At 35.8% G+C, this 22,056-nt stretch carries 18 protein-coding genes; 2 read left to right on the top strand and 16 right to left on the bottom strand.

Features of this window, described 5'->3' with window-relative positions:
• Window position 1 precedes the first annotated feature (1 nt).
• The 14 genes from HMPREF1117_RS06740 to HMPREF1117_RS06675 all read right to left on the bottom strand — a co-directional run bounded on the left by HMPREF1117_RS06740 (window position 2) and on the right by HMPREF1117_RS06675 (window position 16,052).
• The gene (locus HMPREF1117_RS06740; protein WP_000866222.1) at window positions 2–1,417 is read right to left on the bottom strand and encodes a flippase; all 1,416 of its coding nucleotides are present in this window, start codon (window positions 1,415–1,417) and stop codon (window positions 2–4) included.
• Between the two features lie 137 nt (window positions 1,418–1,554).
• On the bottom strand, window positions 1,555–2,508 hold the full coding sequence (locus tag HMPREF1117_RS06735; protein WP_000275943.1) for a glycosyltransferase family 2 protein: 954 nt from the start codon (window positions 2,506–2,508) through the stop codon (window positions 1,555–1,557).
• A gap of 1 nt (window position 2,509) precedes the next feature.
• Window positions 2,510–3,514, bottom strand: coding sequence for a glycosyltransferase family 2 protein (locus HMPREF1117_RS06730; RefSeq protein ID WP_000650709.1), 1,005 nt, complete (start codon window positions 3,512–3,514; stop codon window positions 2,510–2,512).
• 8 nt (window positions 3,515–3,522) lie between these two features.
• Entirely contained in the window at window positions 3,523–4,611 is a 1,089-nt protein-coding gene (locus HMPREF1117_RS06725; protein WP_000716960.1) for a glycosyltransferase family 4 protein, read from the bottom strand.
• A 7-nt stretch (window positions 4,612–4,618) separates the two neighbouring features.
• Window positions 4,619–5,455: a LicD family protein gene (locus HMPREF1117_RS06720; protein WP_001280058.1), complete on the bottom strand. Its 837-nt coding sequence runs from the start codon at window positions 5,453–5,455 to the stop codon at window positions 4,619–4,621.
• Between the two features lie 102 nt (window positions 5,456–5,557).
• Window positions 5,558–6,775 carry a hypothetical protein gene (locus HMPREF1117_RS06715; protein WP_000707050.1) on the bottom strand — a complete coding sequence of 406 codons (1,218 nt, stop codon included), beginning with the start codon at window positions 6,773–6,775 and terminating at the stop codon, window positions 5,558–5,560.
• Window positions 6,776–6,793: 18 nt separating this feature from the next.
• Window positions 6,794–7,588 (bottom strand): DUF4422 domain-containing protein, encoded by a 795-nt coding sequence (locus HMPREF1117_RS06710; protein WP_000163434.1) that lies wholly within the window; start codon window positions 7,586–7,588, stop codon window positions 6,794–6,796.
• A 215-nt stretch (window positions 7,589–7,803) separates the two neighbouring features.
• Complete coding sequence (locus HMPREF1117_RS06705) at window positions 7,804–8,397, bottom strand: sugar transferase (RefSeq protein ID WP_081480266.1); 594 nt, start codon at window positions 8,395–8,397, stop codon at window positions 7,804–7,806.
• Between the two features lie 96 nt (window positions 8,398–8,493).
• Window positions 8,494–9,195, bottom strand: a complete 702-nt coding sequence (locus tag HMPREF1117_RS06700; RefSeq protein WP_000212228.1) for a tyrosine-protein kinase — start codon at window positions 9,193–9,195, stop codon at window positions 8,494–8,496.
• 10 nt (window positions 9,196–9,205) lie between these two features.
• Window positions 9,206–9,898 (bottom strand): CspC family polysaccharide chain length determinant protein, encoded by a 693-nt coding sequence (locus HMPREF1117_RS06695; RefSeq protein WP_000662190.1) that lies wholly within the window; start codon window positions 9,896–9,898, stop codon window positions 9,206–9,208.
• 8 nt (window positions 9,899–9,906) lie between these two features.
• A complete protein-coding gene (cps4B, locus tag HMPREF1117_RS06690) occupies window positions 9,907–10,638 on the bottom strand; it encodes a capsular polysaccharide biosynthesis protein Cps4B (protein WP_000565387.1) in 732 nt (243 codons plus the stop codon).
• A 6-nt stretch (window positions 10,639–10,644) separates the two neighbouring features.
• Window positions 10,645–12,090, bottom strand: a complete 1,446-nt coding sequence (gene cpsA, locus HMPREF1117_RS06685; RefSeq protein ID WP_000040996.1) for an LCP family glycopolymer transferase CpsA — start codon at window positions 12,088–12,090, stop codon at window positions 10,645–10,647.
• A gap of 201 nt (window positions 12,091–12,291) precedes the next feature.
• On the bottom strand, window positions 12,292–14,250 hold the full coding sequence (locus HMPREF1117_RS06680) for a peptide ABC transporter substrate-binding protein (RefSeq protein WP_000856956.1): 1,959 nt from the start codon (window positions 14,248–14,250) through the stop codon (window positions 12,292–12,294).
• A gap of 194 nt (window positions 14,251–14,444) precedes the next feature.
• Window positions 14,445–16,052 carry a glycoside hydrolase family 13 protein gene (locus tag HMPREF1117_RS06675; protein WP_001156815.1) on the bottom strand — a complete coding sequence of 536 codons (1,608 nt, stop codon included), beginning with the start codon at window positions 16,050–16,052 and terminating at the stop codon, window positions 14,445–14,447.
• A 152-nt stretch (window positions 16,053–16,204) separates the two neighbouring features.
• Here HMPREF1117_RS06675 and HMPREF1117_RS06670 point away from each other — a divergent pair, with 152 nt between their 5' ends.
• A complete protein-coding gene (locus tag HMPREF1117_RS06670) occupies window positions 16,205–17,689 on the top strand; it encodes a DUF1846 domain-containing protein (RefSeq protein WP_000743633.1) in 1,485 nt (494 codons plus the stop codon).
• 94 nt (window positions 17,690–17,783) lie between these two features.
• On the top strand, window positions 17,784–18,266 hold the full coding sequence (locus HMPREF1117_RS06665; protein WP_000159879.1) for an S-ribosylhomocysteine lyase: 483 nt from the start codon (window positions 17,784–17,786) through the stop codon (window positions 18,264–18,266).
• A gap of 60 nt (window positions 18,267–18,326) precedes the next feature.
• On the opposite strand, the gene HMPREF1117_RS06660 is transcribed toward HMPREF1117_RS06665, so the two are convergent.
• Window positions 18,327–20,429: an AAA family ATPase gene (locus HMPREF1117_RS06660; protein ID WP_001063445.1), complete on the bottom strand. Its 2,103-nt coding sequence runs from the start codon at window positions 20,427–20,429 to the stop codon at window positions 18,327–18,329.
• A gap of 391 nt (window positions 20,430–20,820) precedes the next feature.
• Window positions 20,821–22,056: Rib/alpha-like domain-containing protein (locus HMPREF1117_RS06655; protein WP_000585478.1), on the bottom strand; the 1,236-nt coding region annotated here is incomplete at its 5' end.

Here is a 22,056-nt window from a genome sequence, read left to right as displayed (position 1 = left end):
TCTATTTCTTCCCAATAATTTGTTTTAATTCTTCCACATCTACCACTTTCAGAGAAAGAATTGCAAAAAGATAAATGATTCCACCAAGCACTGCAAATACTAAAACATTTATAGTTGGTGAAAAATGTATAACTGTTTTTAAACCTACCAGAATGCCATACATGGTAGCTGACGCTAGAACAATTTTTGTCAAAGATCCAATAATAGGAACTTCTTTTAGATAGTTACGAGTAAAGTATAATTGTATCGCCCATACTAACGCCTCTGTCAGAACAGAAACAATGGCTGCTCCGATATATCCAAGTTTAGGAAGGAATAGTAAGTTCAAACCTACACTGATAATTGCGGGAGCTGTTGTTGAAATCATGAATTCTTTATTTTTATTATGAGGAATTAAAATCTGAATTCCCATGATGTTGGTCCAACCAATAAAGAACATACGGAAAATCATAATGGCGATTGCATAACGTGCATCCTGAAAATCTTGACCAAGGAAAAACTGAACAAAATCATCATTCACAATCAAAATTCCTGCCATCATTGGAAAAATCACTAAATTATAAATCAGAAATGACATCTCATGCATTTTGTTAACCGCTTTATGATCCCCTGAAGATAAAAGATTTGAGACTCGTGGTAACATGACACTCCCCAATGAAGTTACTAAAGTTAATAGAATCTTTACTAATTTCATAGATTGATCATAAATTCCAACATCTCTTATTGAGGATAAAGAACCAAGCATCGTACTATCTAAAATCGCATAGAGCGATATAGCAACTTGTGGTAAAAATAATAAAATAACTGGCTTCAGATGCTGTTTAGCATATTCCCAATCAAAATGTGGTTTCCCAATAAATTTCCAAGCTGGTAACCACATACTAAGTTGCCCTAATAACTCAAATATCGTTAAAAGAAAAACATAAAGGTAGAGGTCACTAGCTGATTTTACAAATAAGAAAATCGAGGTTACCCCAATGATTTTCACAGTTATATTTCTTACTGTAATTTTTCGAAAATCCTCTATCCCTTGAAAAAGCCAGGAAATATCTAACCCTTTTGAGATTAAACTCAATCCAAGAATATAGGCTACTGGATTTTTCATAAAAGATACAGTGAGACACAGAAGGACATATAATAACAGAGAAAGAACTGTCGCACCTAATTGTAACGAATAGATACCCCAAAAGTTCTTTTCAATGTTTTTACGATGGCCTGAAATTACCTTTGTACCATAGTTAGCAACCCCAAGTGTTGCTAACAAGATAAAATAAGTCACTATCGAATTGAAATAACCATATGATCCTAAATCATCTGATGAAAAGACTCGTGTCACATATGGAGTTGTAATGATAGGTAGTATAATTACCAACAACTGATATGAGAGATTGTAGACGTAGTTTTTTAGAACTTTCATATTTTTCCATCCTGTTCATAATTTTTAAAACCTATATTTAAAACAATTTTCATAAAAACTACATTATAAATATTTTTCATAATCTCTCTATTAAACTATATTTGTTTTTTTAGTTTAACAAAGATAAGTTTTTTATACTATCTTAATCGTAAATATAGTTTCGGATTTAAACTAAAAATCAAATATTTAATTTTTAACTTCCACGTTAATTTTTTATTCAATACTAAAGATCCTAGTTTTACCTTTAACAAATATTGATCCCTAGTAAAATCTGTAAAACCTGAATCAGCTTTTGATCCAATAACTGCAAAACCGCCCATTAATTTTTTCGCTTGTAGAGATTGTTTTAATCCTACACTTTGATTGTATACTCTCTTAACAACTTCCTCATTTTTCGCAACAGCATCAAAAAAATCATATCTTTTTTCAGTGAAGGTTGAACGAACAATACTTCCTTCCCTACGATAGTAATTGTAAGTTTCAAGAGGACTTATAACAATTTTTTCAGCTAATGCTAGATGCTCTGCTACAACATAAAAATCCTCATAGATTTTCCCGACCGGAAACGGAATACTCTCTAAGATGCTCTTACGATAGAGCTTAGCACAAGCAGATACTGTCGCAATTTTATCTTCCAACATCCATTCCAAAGCTTTTTCTTTTGAAATTAGGCTCAAACCTTCATAGTCTGACGTCTTAAGATGATAAGAACTATAATCATTATACTTTGAAGTTGCTTTTACCTTAGTTGAAATCAAGTCGGCTTGAAATTTTTCCTGTATTTTTACAATTAATTCAAGCGTGTAATCTTCAAGGTAATCATCTGGATCTAAAAAGAAAATCCAATCCGAGTTGGCTTTTGTTACTCCAAAATTACGCGCTTCAGACAAACCACCATTTTCCTTATGAAAAATATGGATATTTTCATATTTTTGAGCGTAATCATCACATAAGCGAGGGGAATCATCTGTTGAACCGTCATTGACGAGGATTACTTCAAAGTTTTGATAGGTTTGTTTCAGCAAACTTTCTATCGCATAATGTAAATAGTCTGCGACGTTATATACCGGAACAACAATGCTAATATACATGCTAAATCCCTCTCTCCTTTTCTTTCTTTTTAGAGTATTTCTTCAATATTGGATTAAAGAGCAATCTTAGAATATAGTTTGTTTTATAATTTAAATAAGACAATCTATCAAATCTTTTTACAGGGTTATACCTATAGGAACTTTGATCAATTTTGCTATATAGTTCTTTTACCAAGTTCTCAGAATCATTGACCATCCAGGACAAATCAACCTGCAAGCTAATGAGATAAACCAATGTTTCAGAAACAACTAGATTTAGAACGGGTTCACTTTTTATTTTTGAAAAATAGTCTAGTACTGATTTTGTAACAGTCAAATGGTGATGAACATTACGCTTCATACTCTCAATATTCATACTTTGTCCTGGTCTACCTATGTAGTATTGATAAATATCATAATTCCAATAACTAAAACTATGAACATACTCTAATGGAAAGAGTGTATATTGAATATCAACATAAAATGTTTTTTCACTCAAACGAATCTTGTTATCTGATAAGATAGAGGTCCTATAAGTAACCGAGTGCATTGGAATTCGAACATTTGGAATTCCTGAATATTTCTTACCAACTTCATACTTGTCAACAAAATCATTTCGTATTGTAGTGTTGTTATAGACATGCTGTTCTGTAAAATCAGTCAACACCATATCCACATCAACAGTTTCAAGAACATCTAAAAATTTTTCAAAATCTGACGGAATGATCCAGTCATCCCCATCAATCACTTTAAAAAATTTTCCTTTTGCTTCTTGAATACCACGATTTATAGTCGAACCGTGCCCACCGTTTTCTTTTGTTACTACACGCCCATTCAGCAAGGAATCTTTGGATAGTATTTCTTCTGCCACTTGAGCTGTATCATCTGTACTTCCATCATTCACAACCAGTACTTCAAATTTATTTTTATAATCTGGGTGTACTTGTTGGAAAGATTCAATTCCTTTTGAAATATAGTCCTGAATATTATAACTAGGCATTACAACTGTTAATAAACAATCCTTCATCATACCTCCTAAATAGTCTCAATCAATTCAATCCATTGATTAAGAATTTTATCTTTATCGAATTTATCCATATTATCTTTTGCGTGTTCTGAGAAAGACTGCCTCAAAACTTCATCTTCCATCAGTTCAAGCAATTCTTCACTCAGCTTGTCCGTATCATAACACTCAACCAGATAGCCATTAACTCCATTTTCAACAATTTCATTCGGTCCTGTCGGACAACTAAAGCTAACAATAGGAAGATTATATTGTTGTGCTTCCAATAATACTAGAGGCAGACCCTCATAGCGAGAAGTCATAACATAGATACTATGATTAGGATAAATATTTTCAGTTCCCTTTACATTACCTTTAAAATTTACTTGAGACAACACACCACCTTGTACTAGTTTCCTATTTAGGGCATTTTCAATAATCTTATCTCCTGATCCATAGATATCCCACTGCCACTCTGGATGTTTAGATAATACTTTTATAGCTACTTCAGCGAGATAATCATAGCCCTTTTGGTTATGAAATCTACCAACTGTAACTATTTTTTTCGCAAGTTTGTCATATTTAATATTGTTTGAATTTACTTCGTCTATCCAATTATATATCGAGTCAACTTTCGTGATAGGAATGTTGTATTGTTGTGAATATTTTAAACGATCTTCTTCCGTCAATGTTATAACTTTATCAAAAAACTTTGCTCCTATATATCTTTGAATTTTACGGCTTCTTCCGTCCTGGAATTCTAAACTATGGTGATCGCAAAAAACAATTTTGACTTTTAGACCAATAGTAGCTAATTTTATCATGATATTTGTTAATGGAGCTATCGAAAAAATCACCTCTATTTTTTCTTTTTTTATATACTCTCTTAGCTTAGAAGTCAATTTTAAGATAGCAGTTCTGATACGTATATCCCCTTTAAAAAAATTTACTAATTCCACATTTGAATTGATGTCATAGTTTATAAATCCGTTTTCATCTAAAAGAATTGAGACTAATTTCACATCATAAAAGCGAGATAATTCATTCGCCATATTTATGGCTACTTTCTCAGCCCCACCAATTTTACTAAGATTATATCTAACAATTGCTATTTTTTTCATCTTTAAACTACACTTTTCCTTCATTCTCACCAAGTGATATAATTTCATAGTGGTGAAAAACCCTTTTTTCTTCCGGCGGTAATTGCATATAATCCGCTCCATAAATTGCTGTTAAATACTCTCTAAATTTGTGAGGACAAGAAAGTTTAAGATCTTCAAATTGTAATAAGACCGGTTGTCCAAAATAGTCACTTGGTACGATTTCTCTTAATTTATAAGCTCCCGTATAATTCCCTGCGAAACCTTCATTAAAAGAATATTTTTTGATTGTCTGTAAATATTTTTTTTGCGCCCAAGAGAAGGAAACAACCTTCTCTATTTTTACCACGTTAGCAATTCTAATAATCACTTTTTCAAACCATGGACGATTTTCTTTTTTCTGATTTACTAGACTGTTGAATTGTGAAAGCTGAACCATCATTCTGGTATATAAATATCTATAAGAATGATATTTTTTCTTTAACGGGTTAGAAGGCATCCCATCCAATGGAAAAATGTCTATCCACAAACTCTCTTCCTGTTCCTCATTGCTATAATTCATGATTATTTTTGTAGAATCATCACGAATCACAGAGAAGGCTTTTTTATAATTTGATGTGTCTTCGCTTAAAAACTTGTAGTTATCTGACAAGGCATTTGAAGCTATTTTCTTAAATTTCTCATAATCTTCTCTTGGCATTCCAATATCTATATCATCATCCCAAGGTATGAATCCTTTATGACGTACAGCTCCTAGTAAGGTACCACCTAGAGCATAGTAGGTCAGGTTATTATCTTTGCAAATGCTAATAAACTCCTTCAAGATAGATAAAATTTTATCTTGAATAATTTTGATATCCGACATACTTTCCTCCTACGTAAAGAGAGTGAAGGTTGATTATTTTTTTCAATACTGCACCTTTTTGAATATGATAACCTATATTTAACTAATAATTTCGGTGTTTAACTACATGCTTTTTTCAAATAAATTATACTCTAATTCCTCATTACTTGATTCAGAAAATTGATAATCTGAGTAAATTAAACTTCCTATCAAAATCCAAAAGATATTGTAATGAAGGTACAAGTTTAGATCGTCTATCATAGATTGAAAACTCATCACAATTAAAATAAAAGCAATAATCCACTGATTTTTCTTGATAGCTTTAGAAAGTGTTAACGTTAATAGCGTTACCATTAAAACTAGAACGAGTAAACCAAATTTTTGTAGAACTTGAATATACAAATTATCAACATACAGATATGTCTGATAATTTCTAACTCCTTCAACGGTCAGACCATTGCCATTCCATTCAACTGGTTTCCCAAATAAACCAAAACCGAATAATTCCAGAGATTTATTAGCCAAGTATAATCTACCACCTAACATCTGATTTAACTTGAATAAGAAACTATTTACAAAAGAATTGTTTGATCCGAGATAATTTATTGTAATCCAAAAGCTAATTATTGCATTTACAATAAAGGTAAGTTTGAAAACATTTAACACATTTCCTAACTTAGATAACATATTAGGGAACCACTTTATTAGTATATTGAAGACTAACAATATACAAGAATTGTAAAATGTTAAGCGAGAATCAGTTTGTCCATATATCCAATACACAGACAAGGATAGTAATAACCACTGCCAATACCTTATATTGTTTTTATTTATATAGAGTACAATAGCAACTACATTCATAAGTAGGATCGATGGAAGTAAGGCATATCTGAACCCTAGATAACTACGAACTCGAGTCCCAGAAATTTCTAAATAGTTTGTAATAACTCCCATATTTGCGCTAACTATAACAAACAGTAACATCAGAACACTTACTAGTAAGGAAGTTTTTGCTACACTTTTAAAAGGAATATCACGTAAAGCGTAAATAAATATTATCCCTATTGCAATATTTGAGCTTAAAGTACTTATTTTCCCTATAATCAAATAAATTGAAACTGTAATAATTAAACCTATAATAGCTCTAAAATCATATTCCTTTTTATATAACTCTTTTATACCTAACAGAGCAAGTGAGAGGGTTATCAGAACCTTATTAGCAATTCTTGGTAGATGTTGAACATAAAAAGTAGCTTCTAAAATTGAAACAATTAAAAATATTCCTAGAGCAGCAAGAGCTAAAATTTCTGGCAAAGACCTTTTTTGTACTACTATTTTCATCACTATTTTTATTCCTAACTAAAAACTCTGTCCATATTTTTTCCCGAAAAATTTTGCCTGTAAAAATGATTTACATTTTTTTATCAGACTAATTTTTTCCATATAAATAAACGGCACTTCTTTAACACGTAAATCTTGATTGATCAACCAAACATTAAATAACCGCTCGCTTACACGTCCAAATAATCTAGCATCAAAATCAGAGTATCCAGAAATATCCAATCTTTTGTATAACTCATCAATAATTGGGAACAACCACTCACAATATGCTACTACATTATCTTTTGACATGATAAACATGTTAAACATATATCCACTACGATGTTTCATCACCTTATCAAATATATCTAAATAATCTGGGTTCAATTCACAAATAATTTGGCGAGTGAGATCTAGATGGCTTGCATCATGTGTATGTGCATAGTGAGAATAAAGAGTTTCAATATAATATTTTCGTTTACGGGGAACAACAACATCATAATCTAGCATTAATTTTTCGACTTCTGATTTAGATAAAATGATATTATCCGTATTAAGATCTTCGCGATAAGTTTGACTCTTTGATGTAAAATAACGACGGTAATGTACCAATCCAAGATAGTCACAGTCTAAGTTTTTCCACGCCCAATATAGCCCAGTTAACTCACAATAATAAGGATTTAAGTGCGAGATATTATCACCTTCATTATCACATTGATAGCCTAATTTTGTTTTTCCTTCACTACCAACATGAATCGGAAAATATAGTTCGTTGTCAACAGGCATTTTAAATTTCTTGTGTGTTGCCACGATAATTTTATATTTTTTTGTCATTTATTTAACCTAGTTTTAAAATCCCTAACTAAATCTTAAAAGGTTTAGCAATTCTTTTCGTTAAAGTCACAATCAACTTCAACCCCAGAAATAATAAACCAAATTATTTATTAATAATCTCTTTACTAAAAAATGAAATGCGAATAGCACTATAAAATGATTCGCATTCAGTTTCATTTTCAAATATTATCTTTTTAAAAATGTATCTTTTATACTTAATGAGCTCCTTCTCTAATTAACACCTGTTTTATAGTTAAAAAGAAAATTTTCACATCCAACATAAAAGACTGATTCTTTGGATAGTAGAGCTCCATTTCACAACGCTCAGGGTAATGAACTTCACTTCTTCCTGAAATTTGCCATACCCCTGTAATTCCTGGACGCACAGATAATAAAATTTTCTGTTCTTCCTCAGAATACTCTTTCAACTCATTGTCCAAAATCGGCCTTGGTCCAATAAGACTCATATCTCCTAGTATCAAATTTATAAACTGCGGAAATTCATCAATGCTTGTTTTTCTTATAAAATCACCAATATTAGTAAGTCTGGGATCTTCATCGGGTGGTAATTTGTAACTATTTTCTTTATATTTCGCATATAACTCTTTATTATCAGTTAAAATTTCCTCTGCATTTTCAACCATTGATCTGAATTTATAAATTTTAAATTTTTTTCCAAAACGTCCTACTCTATATTGTGTAAAGAAAATACTTCCCTTATAGCCTTTTACTTTATAAATTATAAAGATAATTAAAGAACACGGTAAAACTATAAATATTGTCCCAAGAAAACCAATTACAATATCCATAATCTTTTTAAAACCAATATAGATAATATTGTTTTTTCTCACAATATCCTTCCTCTCTTCATAATAATCCTAAACGGTTTTCATTTATGAAAAATCTTACTTTTTCCCATAATTTCCATAGGAACCATAGGATCCATATCCACCATAAGCTCCGTATCGCTCTACTGTTGTGTTAAATTTATTTAAGACTACACCTAAAAATGGTACCCCAGTCTGTTCCAATTGTTCTTTAGCCTTCAATACATCACGACGTTTTGTTTCTCCTGCCGCTGTTACCAAAATAGACGCGTCACATTTTTGAGCAATAATAGCCGCATCAATGACCATCCCAATCGGTGCTGTATCGACAATAACATAATCAAAATACTTACGTAATGTATCAATCATAGTGTCGAAATTCTCACTTTGGAGAAGAGCTGTTGGATTTGGTGAGATAGGTCCTGCCTGAATCACAAATAAATTGTCAACATTGGTATCACACAAACCATGAGATAAATCTGTTGTTCCTGATAAGAAGTCAGTTAAACCAGTAATTTTTTCCCGTGATTTAAAGACCCCAGACATTACCGAGTTACGAATATCAGCATCTACTAATAAGGTTTTATAACCTGCTCTTGCAAAAGCCAAGGCTATATTTGTTGAGGTAGTTGATTTTCCTTCACCAGGTTTTACTGATGATACAGAAATCACCTTCAGATTATTACCACTCAATTGAATATTGGTACGCAAAGCATTATAATGTTCTTCGGCTCTTTTTGCAAAAACCAAACGCTTTTGTGCTATTTCTAATGTTGCCATATTTTCTCCCTTATTTTAACTTGTCTAAATCAGGAATAATTCCTAGAAGCGAAACCTGCATGACCTCTTCCACATCTTCTGGTCGTTTCACACGATCATCCAACAATTCAATTAATAACACTGCAACAAGCATCACAGTAGCACCTACTAAGAAAGCAAGTAAGGTATTGCGACGGATATTAGGAGAGGAAGGATTTACTGCGGGTCTTGCATCCTCTAGAGTTGTCACATCTGAGACACGAGTTACAGAAATAATTTTTTCAGCAGCGACATCACGAACAGCGTTTGCAATACGACTAGCCTCTTCTGGCTGATGATCTTTAACAACAATCGATACAATACGAGTATCTACCGGTACCGTTACCTGTATCTTCTTAGCCAACTCTTTAACCGTTGCCCCTAATTTGAGATTTGCAATAACTTTTTCTAATACATCCTGAGAAAGAATGATTTCCTTGTAGTCTTTTACAAGGTATGATCCAGCTTGCAAGTCTTGGTTGGTCAAGCCTGGTTTATCTCCCTGATTACGGTTAACGACATAAATACGCGTCGTACTTGTGTACTCTGGCGTCAGCACAAAACTACTTACTCCAAAAGAAAGTACAGCAGCAACAAATGCTGTTAGTAGAATAACAATTTTTTTCTTCCAAAGGATTTTTAACAATTGAAAAACATCAATTGAGATTTCTTTATTCTCTTTCATATTAACTCCTAAATAATTTGATTTTCAATGATTAAGCGAGGATTTTCGATAAAGAGTTCTCTCGCCCTTCTTTTACCATATTTCTTTGCTATGAGCTCATATGCTTCTTCCATATAAGGAGGTCTTTGATCTAGATTGTGCATATCACTTGCCACAACATGAACCAAATCTCTATCAAGAAAATACCGAGCTCGTTTCTTCATAAATTTATAGGTATCTCCAAATAACTTTGGCTTTAAGATACTGGAACTATTGATTTGAGTGTAACACCCCATATCAATCAACTCTTTGACACGCTTTTCGTTATTTTCCAACTCATGATAACGTTCAATGTGAGCAACTACAGGTGTTATACCAAGCATGAGAACATTGCTTAAAGCAGTATGAATTTCCCTATAAGGGGTAGCCATACTAAACTCAATAAGGGCATACCGTGTCTCATTGAGTCTTGGAATCACTTGCTTCTCTAATTTCTCAAGTACATCATGGGTGTAATAAATTTCTGCACCATAAAGAATTGTCAAGTCAGGGGCCACTTCTTTAGCCAGTTCTTTAACCTCTTTAAAATGAGCCTCTATCACTTCCTCAGGAGTTTCAAACATCCCTTTGCGTCGATGAGAGGTCGATACAATAGTCCGAACTCCTTGTCTGTAGGCTTCTGTCAAGAGAGCTTTACTTTCTTGCTTGGATTTTGGACCATCATCCACACCAAATACGATATGAGAATGAATATCAATCATGATATATTATCTTCCTTCCATCACATCTTTGATAGCCGTTTTCACGGATTCTAAGCTACTATCACTAATTTCCATCATGTAGAGGTTACTGTCAGGCATTGCATATGATGGCAAGCCCATTCGACCTGTACCTTTTAAGTCCTGTGAAGTTACCTGATAAGAACCACCCTGCTCAAGCTGAGTATTTATTAAACTAATCATAGTTTCGATTGGCATATTAGTCTGTAGTGAATCTTGTAAGCCTTGAATAATCGTATCATAATTTTTCAGAGCTTCAGATGAAGTCAACTTCTGAATAATCGCCACGATTACTTTTTGCTGATTGCGCCCACGATCTCGATCCCCATCAGCTAATGAATACCTTTCCCGAACAAATCCAAGAGCCTGTTCTGAGTCAAGATGGACATTTCCTACAGGATAAAATTTCCCATTTGTATGAGCTCTGAATTCCTGATCATTATAAACATCAATTCCACCAATCAAATCAATTAATTTCAAGAAAGAGGTGAAATTTAAGCGAGCATAGTAGTTTAAATCAATTCCATAAAGATTTTCCAAAGTATGAATGGAGGCATCTACCCCATAGATACCCGCATGGGTTAATTTATCTTTTTGGTTATTCCCACCATCTGCGATTGAAACATAAGAATCACGAGGTGTTGTTGTTAAAAGAATCTTTTTCGTTTCACGATTCACTGTCATAATAATATTGACATCTGAACGAGAAACGGAACTAATAGGCCCATAAGTATCAATACCACTTACATAAATATTGAAACTATCTCCCTTGACAGACTTGGGAGTTTCAACTGTCTTTGTTAGATCCTTTGTATAAATTTTCTTGATCTTAGATGCATAATCAGGATAATCTGCTTCAATGATATTTTCAAATACACTATTTAAAACGATAGCCTTTGCTTCACCTGATAACAAACTCTTATAAGCTGCCAAATAAGAACTACTCTCTTCAACTGTTAGCTCCTTATTTTGAGTAGTCTTTATATCTTCTAGGAGCTGTTGAATATTGGCCTTATCTGTCGCAGTTGGAGCTGTAAGACTAGTCACTTCTCCAATATTGTCAATTGGACTATCGGCAAGTACAGCTACACTCATAGAATAATTTGAGTAATTAGATGTGGCATTCAAGTGACTGGTAAAGCCAATAAACTGTCCTACTGCAAATAGTGATGTCCCATTAATCAAAATACCACAGATCAATAAAAACAAAGTAAAATTTTTAGCTTTTTTAGCTTTTATCAAGTAGAAAATTACAATAGCTAGCACTACAATCAAGACCGTAGCCAAGATATTCAAATAACGAAATGCTAGCAGATTATACCTAAAAATCAAAAACAATAAAAAGACCGCTAGTATTGTGTAGACAAGCAGCAACCCCCAACTAATGATTGTTTTTGTTTTCCCTTGACGAGTTCGCTTCGATAACTTACTCACGATATACCTCTGTATTTAATTTTTATTTCCTTTCATTATACCATAAAAAGAGATAATTGTGGAGGAAATCCGTTCCAGTAAGGCGTTTTCATCCACTTTCCTCACTCTTTTTTTCATTTTCAAACCATTTCATGTATAAATTTGACATAACTATCTGATTTTGATAAAAAAGCAAGGTCCCTTATAGAACCTTGCTAAAGATTATTTCACATGTTTTTCTGCTTCTTTTTGAGCTTTTTCGATTGCTTTTTTACTTTCTTGCTCCCACTTGTTCTTAGCTTCTTCGAACTGCTTAGTTGTCACAGTATCTTTTTGCAACTTCATATATTTATAGTTAAATCCGTCACCCTTGATACCAACTAATGAGAATCCTCTTGTAAATGGAGTCACTTTGGTGACAGAGGCTGTTCCACCATTTGACATAGCTGACATTAGTAAAGAATTGTCAATCATCCAAGCCTGAGCATCGGCATATTTTTCATAACGTTTTTCAACGTTATTATTCTCAGCATCTGCTTCTTTCAGCATGTTTGTGTAAGTATCCAAACCAAGGCTCTTAATCTTTTCTAGATCAGCTTTAGAGTCTAGTCCAAATATCTTAAGATAGAAACCATCTTCTGCATTAAACGGATTTAGATAAGTAGATGGATCTTGGTAATCCGGTGACCAACCATCTAAATTCAAATCATAATCACGATCTGCAGGGGTTGGTGCTAGAAAGGCGACATTTGTATATTCATCGGTAGAAAGTTGATGTACATCAATCACAATATTTTCAGCACCCAAAACTGTTTCAAGCGTCTGCTTGATAGAGTTCATACCTGCCGCAACATTTTTATTAGTTTGATCAACAGCTACATCTAGATGAATTGGGAAGGTCACACCTTGACTTGAGAGCTCTTTTTTAGCTTTATCAAATTTAGCCTGAGCTTTTTCTTTGTTAAAATAAGCATCTTGAGCATCAGCCAAGTTCATGTTTGACCACTCTGTCCCGTAGTTTACCAATTTTGAAGCCACTACTTCTCCAAAAGTTTTATCTCCAACTTGAACAAATGTTGGTGGAACTAACATGTTACGCAGAGTCTTGCTAGCTGCTTCTTCGCCATTTGACTGGGCAGAGTAGGCAGTACGATCCAAGGCAAAGTTCACCGCTTGTCGGAAGTTTTTATTTAACACAGCTGCTTCTGTTGACTTTTTCTGCTCATCTGTTGTTTTAGAAGTATGATTGTAAGCCTTACGATTGACATTGAAATTAAAGTACCACGAAGTCTTATCTTGCAAGCTATAAATGATATTATCCTTATATTTTTCTTTTGTCTTAGCAAAATTTGAACTATTTGGATAAACACTTGCAATTGAATAAGCTCCACTTTCAAAATTACGGATTGTCAATTCTTGGTCGGAACCATCGAAGTAAGCTAATTTTACATGTTCAATGGATACTTTATCTTGATCATAGTAATGTGGATTCTTCACATACTCGATAGATGATTTTGATGTGAACTCTTTTAACAAATAAGGACCACTGTATAGAATGCTATCTGGTGAAAGAGTACCAAAATCCTTGCCTTTTGAATTTAAAAATTCTTCGTTAACCGGGAAAAGAATATTGTTAGTCGTTTTTGAGTTCCAATACGGCTCAGGACGCGATAAAGTATACTCAACTGTATGGTCATCTAAAGCTTTAACACCTACTTTTGAAAAATCAGAATCAGCACCTGTAATATAATCATTTAAGCCCTTGATTGAATTTTGAATCAAGTCAAGCGCCTGTGATTTGTTATCTACTGCATATTTAATACCCGTAACAAAATCTTGAGCTTTTACTGGAGCATATTCTTCACCATCGGCTGTAAACCATTTTGCATCTTTTCTTAGTTTGTAAGTATACGTTAACCCATCTTTAGAAACAGTCCAATCTTCTGCTAGTGATGGAACAAGGTTCCCGTAATTATCATTTTCTAACAAACCATCTACCAAGTTGGTAATAATAGACGTATTATCTGCATAATAGTCTAATAAATAATTAAATGTTGTTGGGTTTCCACTAAAGGTTGACGAGTAAGTTTTTGTATCTGTACCTGACTGGCCACAAGCAGCTAACAACAAGCTCGCTGCAAAAGTTAAGCCTAAACCAAGGACTTTCTTTTGAGTTTTCATGCATCTCTCCTTATATGTCAGTTTTTATAACATAAGTTTATTTTACCAAAAATCACTCAAATTGTAAAGAAACTTAAACTTTATAATGAAATTTTATAAGATTTATACATAAAAAAGCAAAGGATTTCTGTCTTTCATACAGTCCTCCCTTGTTTTTATACGATTTCATTTTTAGATTTTTCTGTAAAAAATGTCTATAGTAATTCCACACAGAAAGCATCCCATGGAGCTAAGATATGTTTTTCAAAGATTTCTTGAGCTAGGGTGTTTTCAATCAAGACAGATTTGACTTCTTCTTCTACGGTCAAGTCTTGTTTTTCATTGGACAAGTTAGCCACAACCAGGAAGCGACGGTCGCCATCTTTACGGATATAAGCAAAGACCTTGTCAGCCGTATCAAGCAATTCAAAGTCGGCTTGAATCAGCCAGCTGTTTTCCTTGCGGATTTGGACCAACTTCTGATAAGTATAAAAAATAGAATCTGGATTCGCCAGCACTTCTTGAACGTTGATTGCTTGATAGTTTGGATTCACTTCCAACCAAGGTTGACCTGTTGAGAAACCAGCATTTTTGCTCTCGTCCCATTGCATAGGGGTACGGGCATTGTCACGTCCAATGACACGGATACTGTCCATGATTTCTTCCATCGAAACACCTTTTTCAAGAGCCTCACGCGCATAGTTGAGAGATTCAATATCTTCTACTTGATCCAGTGTTTCAAACGGATAATTGGTCATCCCAATCTCCTCACCCTGGTAGATATAAGGTGTCCCTCTCATGAGATGAAGCAAAATTGCAAAGGCTTTGGCAGATTTTTCACGGTATTCTTGGTCATTTCCCCAGATTGAGACGATACGAGGAAGGTCATGATTGTTCCAGAAGAGCGAATTCCAGCCGTCCTCAACTCCTAGTTCTGTCTGCCATTTGTTGAAAATCTCTTTCAACTTACTGATATTCAGCTCTTTTTGATAGTGCCATTTAGGCTCTCCTTCTTGATACTGAAGACAAATATGTTCAAACTGGAAAATCATAGACAATTCTTGCCCCTCCGGATCAGAGTAGAGCTTAGCAATCTCTGGAGTTGCACCCCAGGTTTCCCCCACTGTCAAGAGATTCTTATCTCCAAAGGTTGCCTGATTCATCTCCTTGAGATAGGGATGGAGCATGGGACCATTATTGACTACCTTCTCGTCAGGAATTTTCCCAATCATGTCAATGACATCCATGCGGAAACCACCAATGCCTTTATCAATCCAGAAGTTCATCATCTCATAAATTTTCTGGCGAAGTTTTTCATTTTCCCAGTTGAGATCAGGCTGTTTCTTGCTGAAAAAGTGAAGATAGTATTGACCTGACTTTTCATCATATTCCCAAGCAGATCCACTAAAGATAGAATCAAGGTCATTGGGCTCATCCCGCCAGATATAGTAATCTCGCTCAGAGCTATCAGGATTTTCACAGGCTTCTACAAACCAAGCATGTTCATCAGAGGTATGATTGACCACCAAGTCCATGATGATACGAATATCACGCTTCTTAGCTTCTGCGATCAGTTGGTCCATATCCTCCATGGTCCCGAAAATAGCTGCAATCGCTTGATAATCAGCAATATCATAGCCATTATCATCCATAGGGCTGTCATAAACGGGAGAAAGCCAAATCGCTGTAATTCCTAACTTGACTAGATAGTCCAACTTACTGGTAATTCCTGGCAAATCGCCAATCCCATCTCCGTTGCTGTCCATAAAACTCTTGGGATAGACTTGATAGACTACGGCATTGTGCCACCATTTTTCTTGCATCTTCTTACCTCATTAGTTTAATAATCTATAGTCTATGATAGCGCTTTTCAGAATTTTGTGCAAGCGTTTGCCTAATCTTTTTGATTCCTTTTTTAACTCCATAGTTTCCTAACTTCCAATTTTTTATTATAATAGAGGTCAGAGGTAAAAAAATGAAAAAACAAGCTTTTAGTTCTGAACAATATTTGAATCTACAGCGCAACCACATTTTGGAGCGCATTAACCAATTTGACGGCAAGCTCTACTTGGAGTTTGGTGGCAAAATGTTAGAAGATTTCCACGCTGCTCGTGTTCTTCCTGGTTATGAGCCTGACAACAAAATCAAGCTCTTACAGGAATTGAAAGAGCAGGTCGAAGTCGTGATTGCCATCAATGCTAGTAACATCGAGCATTCCAAAGCCCGTGGTGACTTGGGCATTTCTTATGACCAAGAAGTTCTTCGTTTGATTGATAAATTCAATGAATTGGGAATTTTTGTTGGCTCCGTTGTCATCACACAGTACGCTGGTCAACCAGCTGCAGATGCCTTCCGCAATCAGCTTGAGAAAAATGGAATTGATTCTTATCTCCACTATCCTATCAAAGGATATCCAACAGATATGGATCACATCATTTCTCCAGAAGGCATGGGGAAAAACGACTACATTAAAACCAGTCGTAATTTAATTGTCGTTACAGCTCCTGGACCTGGTTCAGGAAAATTGGCAACCTGTATGTCCAATATGTACCACGACCAAATCAATGGTATCAAGTCTGGCTACGCTAAGTTTGAAACCTTCCCAGTTTGGAATCTGCCCCTTCATCATCCGGTCAACTTGGCCTATGAAGCAGCAACAGCTGACCTTGATGATGTCAACATGATTGACCCCTTCCATCTCCAAACCTATGGAGAAACAACTGTCAATTACAACCGTGATATCGAAATCTTCCCCGTTCTTAAACGTATGTTAGAACGCATCCTAGGTAAGTCTCCTTACGATTCACCGACAGATATGGGTGTCAACATGGTTGGTTTTGCTATTACTGATAACGACGCTGCTATCGAAGCTTCTAAGCAAGAAATCATCCGCCGTTACTATCAAACTGTTCTTGATTTTAAAGCCGAAAAAGTTAGTGAAGCAGCTGTCAAGAAAATCGAGTTACTTATGAATGACCTAGGCATCACTCCAGCAGACCGTGAAGTCGCTGTTGCCGCTCGCCAAAAAGCAGAAGAAACTGGCGGACCTGCCCTAGCCCTTGAATTGCCAAGCGGAGAAATTGTCACTGGTAAGAACTCAGAACTCTTTGGTCCTACAGCAGCTGCTCTTATCAACGCTATCAAGAAATCAGCTAACATCGCTAAAGAAGTAAAACTGATTGAGCCTGAAGTTGTTAAGCCAATTCAAGGTCTGAAAATCAACCACCTAGGTAGCCGCAATCCACGCCTTCATTCAAATGAAATCCTCATTGCCCTTGCTATCACAGCTACGGAGAATCCTGATGCTGCTCGTGCTATGGAAGAACTTGGCAACCTCAAAGGAAGCGAAGCCCACTCAACCATCATCTTGACCGATGAAGACAAGAATGTCCTTCGTAAATTAGGTATCAACGTAACCTTTGACCCCTACTACCAATACGATCGCTTATATCGTAAGTAAAGATTTCAACCTCTCCAGCCTCGGAGAGGTTTTCTCTCTGTCTCAGAAGCCGGCTTTATGTTATAATGAAAGAAGAAAACTGAAAGGAAATCTCATGACAAAAGAAGTTATTGTTGAAAGTTTTGAACTTGACCACACCATTGTTAAAGCCCCTTATGTTCGCTTGATTGGTGAAGAAACAGGACCAAAAGGAGATGTCATCTCCAACTATGATATTCGCCTGGTGCAGCCAAATGAGGACTCTATCCCTACTGCTGGCCTTCACACTATCGAGCACCTCTTGGCAAAACTCATCCGCACACGAATCGACGGCATGATTGACTGTTCACCATTTGGATGCCGTACTGGTTTTCACATGATTATGTGGGGACGCCACACAAGCGCTGAAATTGCAGCTGTTATCAAGGATTCACTCAAGGAAATCGCTGAAACTACTACTTGGGAAGACGTTCCAGGAACAACTATTGAATCTTGTGGAAACTACAAGGACCACAGTCTCTTTTCTGCCAAAGAATGGGCAAAACTCATCCTGGAACAAGGAATCTCAGATGATGCCTTTGAGCGTCATGTAATTTAAACACAAAAAAGGAACCAGTTTTTCAGCTGGCTCCTTCTTTTTTATGCTCAAAATTCTGTCTTAGGCTTTTTCACGAATGACCAAAACACCATCTTCCATGTCAGCTTCTAGGTATTTAGCATCAAGGTTATCCAAGTGGAAGTCTGTGACTTTGTCACGGATTTGTTGTTCAACCACACGACGGAGTGGACGAACACCCATGACTTCATCGTAGCCTTCCTCAGTCATGTATTCTTTAGCAGCTTCGCTCACTGCCAAATCAATGTCTTTCTTAGAAAGCGTCTTGTTAACTTCAACCAACATCAAGTCTACAATCTTAGAAAGATCTTCTTTGCTCAAGTGTGAGAATTCGATGACAGCATTGAAACGGTTAAGGAATTCTGGACGGAAGTAAGGTTTCAAACGATCCATCAATTCTGGTTTGTCCGCATCTTCAGTCAAGTTGGCTTCATAGCCAAATCCAGCATTTGATGTCGCAATAATGACAGTGTTTTTAAAGTTCACTGTATTTCCTTGACCATCAGTCAAACGACCATCATCTAAGACTTGAAGTAGCAGGGTGATGACTTGAGGGTCAGCCTTTTCAATTTCGTCGAGAAGGACGATTGAGTATGGATTGCGACGGACGCGTTCTGTCAAGGTATTGTTGTTGTCATCGTAACCAACATACCCTGCAGTTGTACCGATTAGCTTAGAAACCGCTGTGCGATCACTATACTCAGACATATCCAAACGGATGATAGCATCCTTGGTACCAAACATATCGAGCGCCAATTGCTTAGCAAGCTCTGTCTTACCAACTCCAGTTGGCCCTACAAAAAGGAAGCTGCCGATTGGACGATTCCCCTCATCAAATCCGGCACGGTTACGACGAATAGCTTTTGCTACTGCTTCCACGGCCTTATCTTGACCAATAACTTTCGTCTGCAAACGATGACCCATATCTTTCAAACGTTCGATGTCCGTAGCCCCCATTTGAGATACTGGAATACCGGTCATTCGTTCTACAGATTCAGCCACATCGTTGACACTTGCAGTCACTTTCATATCTTCTGTATGGTTTTCGATTTTCTTTTCCAATTCTGCAATGCGTGTTTTATAGTTTAGAGCTGCTTCAAAATCTTCTTCCTCAACTGCTTTTTCTTGCTTGTCTTTTTCTGCCTCAATTTCACGTTCAACAGCATGAACATCTGTTACTGGATGCTGAGCTGCCAAGTGAGCCGCCGTAACATCGACAAGGTCGATAGCCTTATCTGGCAAGCTACGTTGTGGAATATATTGAACAGAGTAATCAACGGCAGCTTTTAAGACTTCATCTGGCAAAATAACATTGTGGTGTTGTTGATAAAGATCTCGAATACCTTGAAGGATTTTAAAAGTATCCTCTGCTGAAGGAGCATTGACCTTGACTTCATTGAAACGACGAGCAAGAGCTGCATTCTTCAAGATGGTATTGCGGTATTCATCCTGAGTAGTAGCCCCAATGACTGTCAATTCACCTCGAGAAAGAGCTGGCTTGAGAATATCTGCAAGCCCCTTAGAACCACTGTCTCCACCTGTTGAACCCGCACCAAGAATTTGATGAATTTCGTCAAAGAAGAGAATGATATTCCCAGCTTCTTTTACTTCCTTCACTAGATTTTGAATATTTTCTTCAAAACTACCTCTGTATTGAGTACCAGCCTCAAGACCTGAGATATCGATTGAAATGATTTCATTGTTCTTAATAGCAGCTGGGACATCTCCATTTACAATAGCTTGGGCTAGCCCTTCAACTACTGCCGTTTTACCAACCCCTGCATCTCCGACAAGAACAGGGTTGTTTTTAGTTCGACGAGATAGGATCTCAGAAGTCTCTTGAATTTCCTTGTTTCGGCCGATAACAGGATCTAACTTTCCTTCACGAGCTTCCGCTGTCAAGTTTCGCCCTAGTTTAGCAAGGACACCATCTTGTTTCATACCTTTACCTTGAACGTACTGAGCTTGTTCACTTCCTTCGCTTGGAAGTTGACCAGTTTGACGGTAAATAGCGAATTCTTCAGGCGTTACTTCACGGCCGTTAATCAAGTAACGACGGTTTTCTGAACTATATCCACGCATACCACCCATCAATTGGTTAAATAAATCATCCATGTTGTTAAAATTATTAAAGTTGTTGTTCATATTCTTTACCTCTTTTTGTTTACTTAGTTATGATTACTGATATTGACTATCTTTGACCTTTGTTTTAAAAAATTTAGACTAGCTAAATCGCTACTCTACGTACTATTTCTGGTTTTTCTTTTTCAAGCAGGAGTAGACTATCTTTACTTCTGAAGATTTCTAGATTAAACATAGACCCACCTCTTTCTATTTTACTTTAAATAAGTGTTCTAGTAAGGCTTTCATTTACCTTACGTTCCTAATATAACACTTTGGTCAGTAAAAGTCAATGACTTTGTTTGACTAAAGTTGACTATTTTTTAAAACATAAATTAAAAAAAAACGATGAATCTAGGATTCATCGTTTTTCAAGTCTATTCACTCATTTTCGACAATAAAAGTCAATCAGTGATTAGTCTTCTTTTTTCTTGCGTCCAAGAAGTCCAAATCCACTTAAAGCTCCTAGAAGTCCAAGTGCTGCAAGACTAGCATTGGCTTTTGTACCTGTGTTAGGCAATTCTTTTACAACTTCTTTCGTTTCCTTAGCTTCTGTAGATTCAAGAACTTTTGGTGCTTCCGGAGTTGATGGACTTGTTTGCCCTTGAGGTTTAGAAGGGATTTCTTGACTTGGAGTTGCTGTTGATTTAGGAGTTACTGTTACCGGTACTTCTAACTCAATAATTTGACCATTTGGCAATTTAACCTTAACTTTAACACTTGATTTCTGACCTGGTGTTTCTGTTGTAGGTATTTCTCCAACTTCTACAATCTCCCAGCCTTTTTCTTTCGGAAGTTCAATACGTCCAATCACATCTTCTTTCGAAATTGGTGTACCTACTTCTACAACGATCGGCGTTACTTTAGGAGTTGAAATAACCGGTACTTCAACTTCGATAATTTCTCCTGAAGGAACTTTTATCTTCACTTTAACACCTTGTTTCACTCCTGCCGGAACTGTTGAAGGAATTTCTCCAATTTCGATAATTTCCCAACCTGGTTCATTTGGTATGTCGATGTGGTTCTTCACATCTTCTGGTGTTACTGGTGTTCCTTGAGGAACAATGATTGGTCTCACACCAGGTGTTACGATTACTGGGACTTCGACAATAATCTTACGTCCGTCTGGCAACTCAACCTCAACTGGTACTAACGGTTTCGCCCCTGGTGTTTCTGTTGTTGGAACATCTCCCACCTTAGTAATCTTCCATCCTTCAGGTAAGTCTATGTGTTTCTTGACATCATCTTGGGTAACCGGAGTTCCTACCGTTACTACCACTGGGGTAACTTTAGGCTTAACAATTACTGGAACTTCGACTGTAATTCGTTTACCATTTGGTAATTCAATAACTACTGGTACCACTGGTTTCACACCCGGAGTGTCAGTACCTGGTTTTTCACCAATTGAAATGATTTTTCCACCTTCTGGAATTTTAACATTTTTCTCAACATCATCATTTGTAATTGGATCTCCAACATTCTTAATGATGTCTTTTGTTGGTGTTACTGTTACTGGAACTTCGACTGTAATCACTTTTCCATTTGGTAATTCAACCGTTACTTTAACTGGGTCTTTCTTACCTGGAGTTGTCAAGTCTGGAATGTTTTCTACATTCGTTACTTTTCCACCTTCTGGAATCTTAATTCCTTT

It is taken from the genome of Streptococcus sp. SK643 (assembly GCF_000259505.1).
In the GTDB taxonomy this organism is placed as follows: Bacteria; Bacillota; Bacilli; order Lactobacillales; family Streptococcaceae; genus Streptococcus.
This window is presented reverse-complemented; position numbering and strand designations above follow the sequence as displayed.

Coding starts and splice junctions, on each gene's coding strand:
- HMPREF1117_RS06740 (WP_000866222.1), bottom strand. CDS start 1,417: ATGAAAGTTCTAAAAAACTACGTCTACAATCTCTCATATCAGTTGTTG.
- HMPREF1117_RS06735 (WP_000275943.1), bottom strand. CDS start 2,508: ATGTATATTAGCATTGTTGTTCCGGTATATAACGTCGCAGACTATTTA.
- HMPREF1117_RS06730 (WP_000650709.1), bottom strand. CDS start 3,514: ATGAAGGATTGTTTATTAACAGTTGTAATGCCTAGTTATAATATTCAG.
- HMPREF1117_RS06725 (WP_000716960.1), bottom strand. CDS start 4,611: ATGAAAAAAATAGCAATTGTTAGATATAATCTTAGTAAAATTGGTGGG.
- HMPREF1117_RS06720 (WP_001280058.1), bottom strand. CDS start 5,455: ATGTCGGATATCAAAATTATTCAAGATAAAATTTTATCTATCTTGAAG.
- HMPREF1117_RS06715 (WP_000707050.1), bottom strand. CDS start 6,775: ATGAAAATAGTAGTACAAAAAAGGTCTTTGCCAGAAATTTTAGCTCTT.
- HMPREF1117_RS06710 (WP_000163434.1), bottom strand. CDS start 7,588: ATGACAAAAAAATATAAAATTATCGTGGCAACACACAAGAAATTTAAA.
- HMPREF1117_RS06705 (WP_081480266.1), bottom strand. CDS start 8,397: ATGGATATTGTAATTGGTTTTCTTGGGACAATATTTATAGTTTTACCG.
- HMPREF1117_RS06700 (WP_000212228.1), bottom strand. CDS start 9,195: ATGGCAACATTAGAAATAGCACAAAAGCGTTTGGTTTTTGCAAAAAGA.
- HMPREF1117_RS06695 (WP_000662190.1), bottom strand. CDS start 9,898: ATGAAAGAGAATAAAGAAATCTCAATTGATGTTTTTCAATTGTTAAAA.
- cps4B (WP_000565387.1), bottom strand. CDS start 10,638: ATGATTGATATTCATTCTCATATCGTATTTGGTGTGGATGATGGTCCA.
- HMPREF1117_RS06680 (WP_000856956.1), bottom strand. CDS start 14,250: ATGAAAACTCAAAAGAAAGTCCTTGGTTTAGGCTTAACTTTTGCAGCG.
- HMPREF1117_RS06675 (WP_001156815.1), bottom strand. CDS start 16,052: ATGCAAGAAAAATGGTGGCACAATGCCGTAGTCTATCAAGTCTATCCC.
- HMPREF1117_RS06670 (WP_000743633.1), top strand. CDS start 16,205: ATGAAAAAACAAGCTTTTAGTTCTGAACAATATTTGAATCTACAGCGC.
- HMPREF1117_RS06665 (WP_000159879.1), top strand. CDS start 17,784: ATGACAAAAGAAGTTATTGTTGAAAGTTTTGAACTTGACCACACCATT.
- HMPREF1117_RS06660 (WP_001063445.1), bottom strand. CDS start 20,429: ATGAACAACAACTTTAATAATTTTAACAACATGGATGATTTATTTAAC.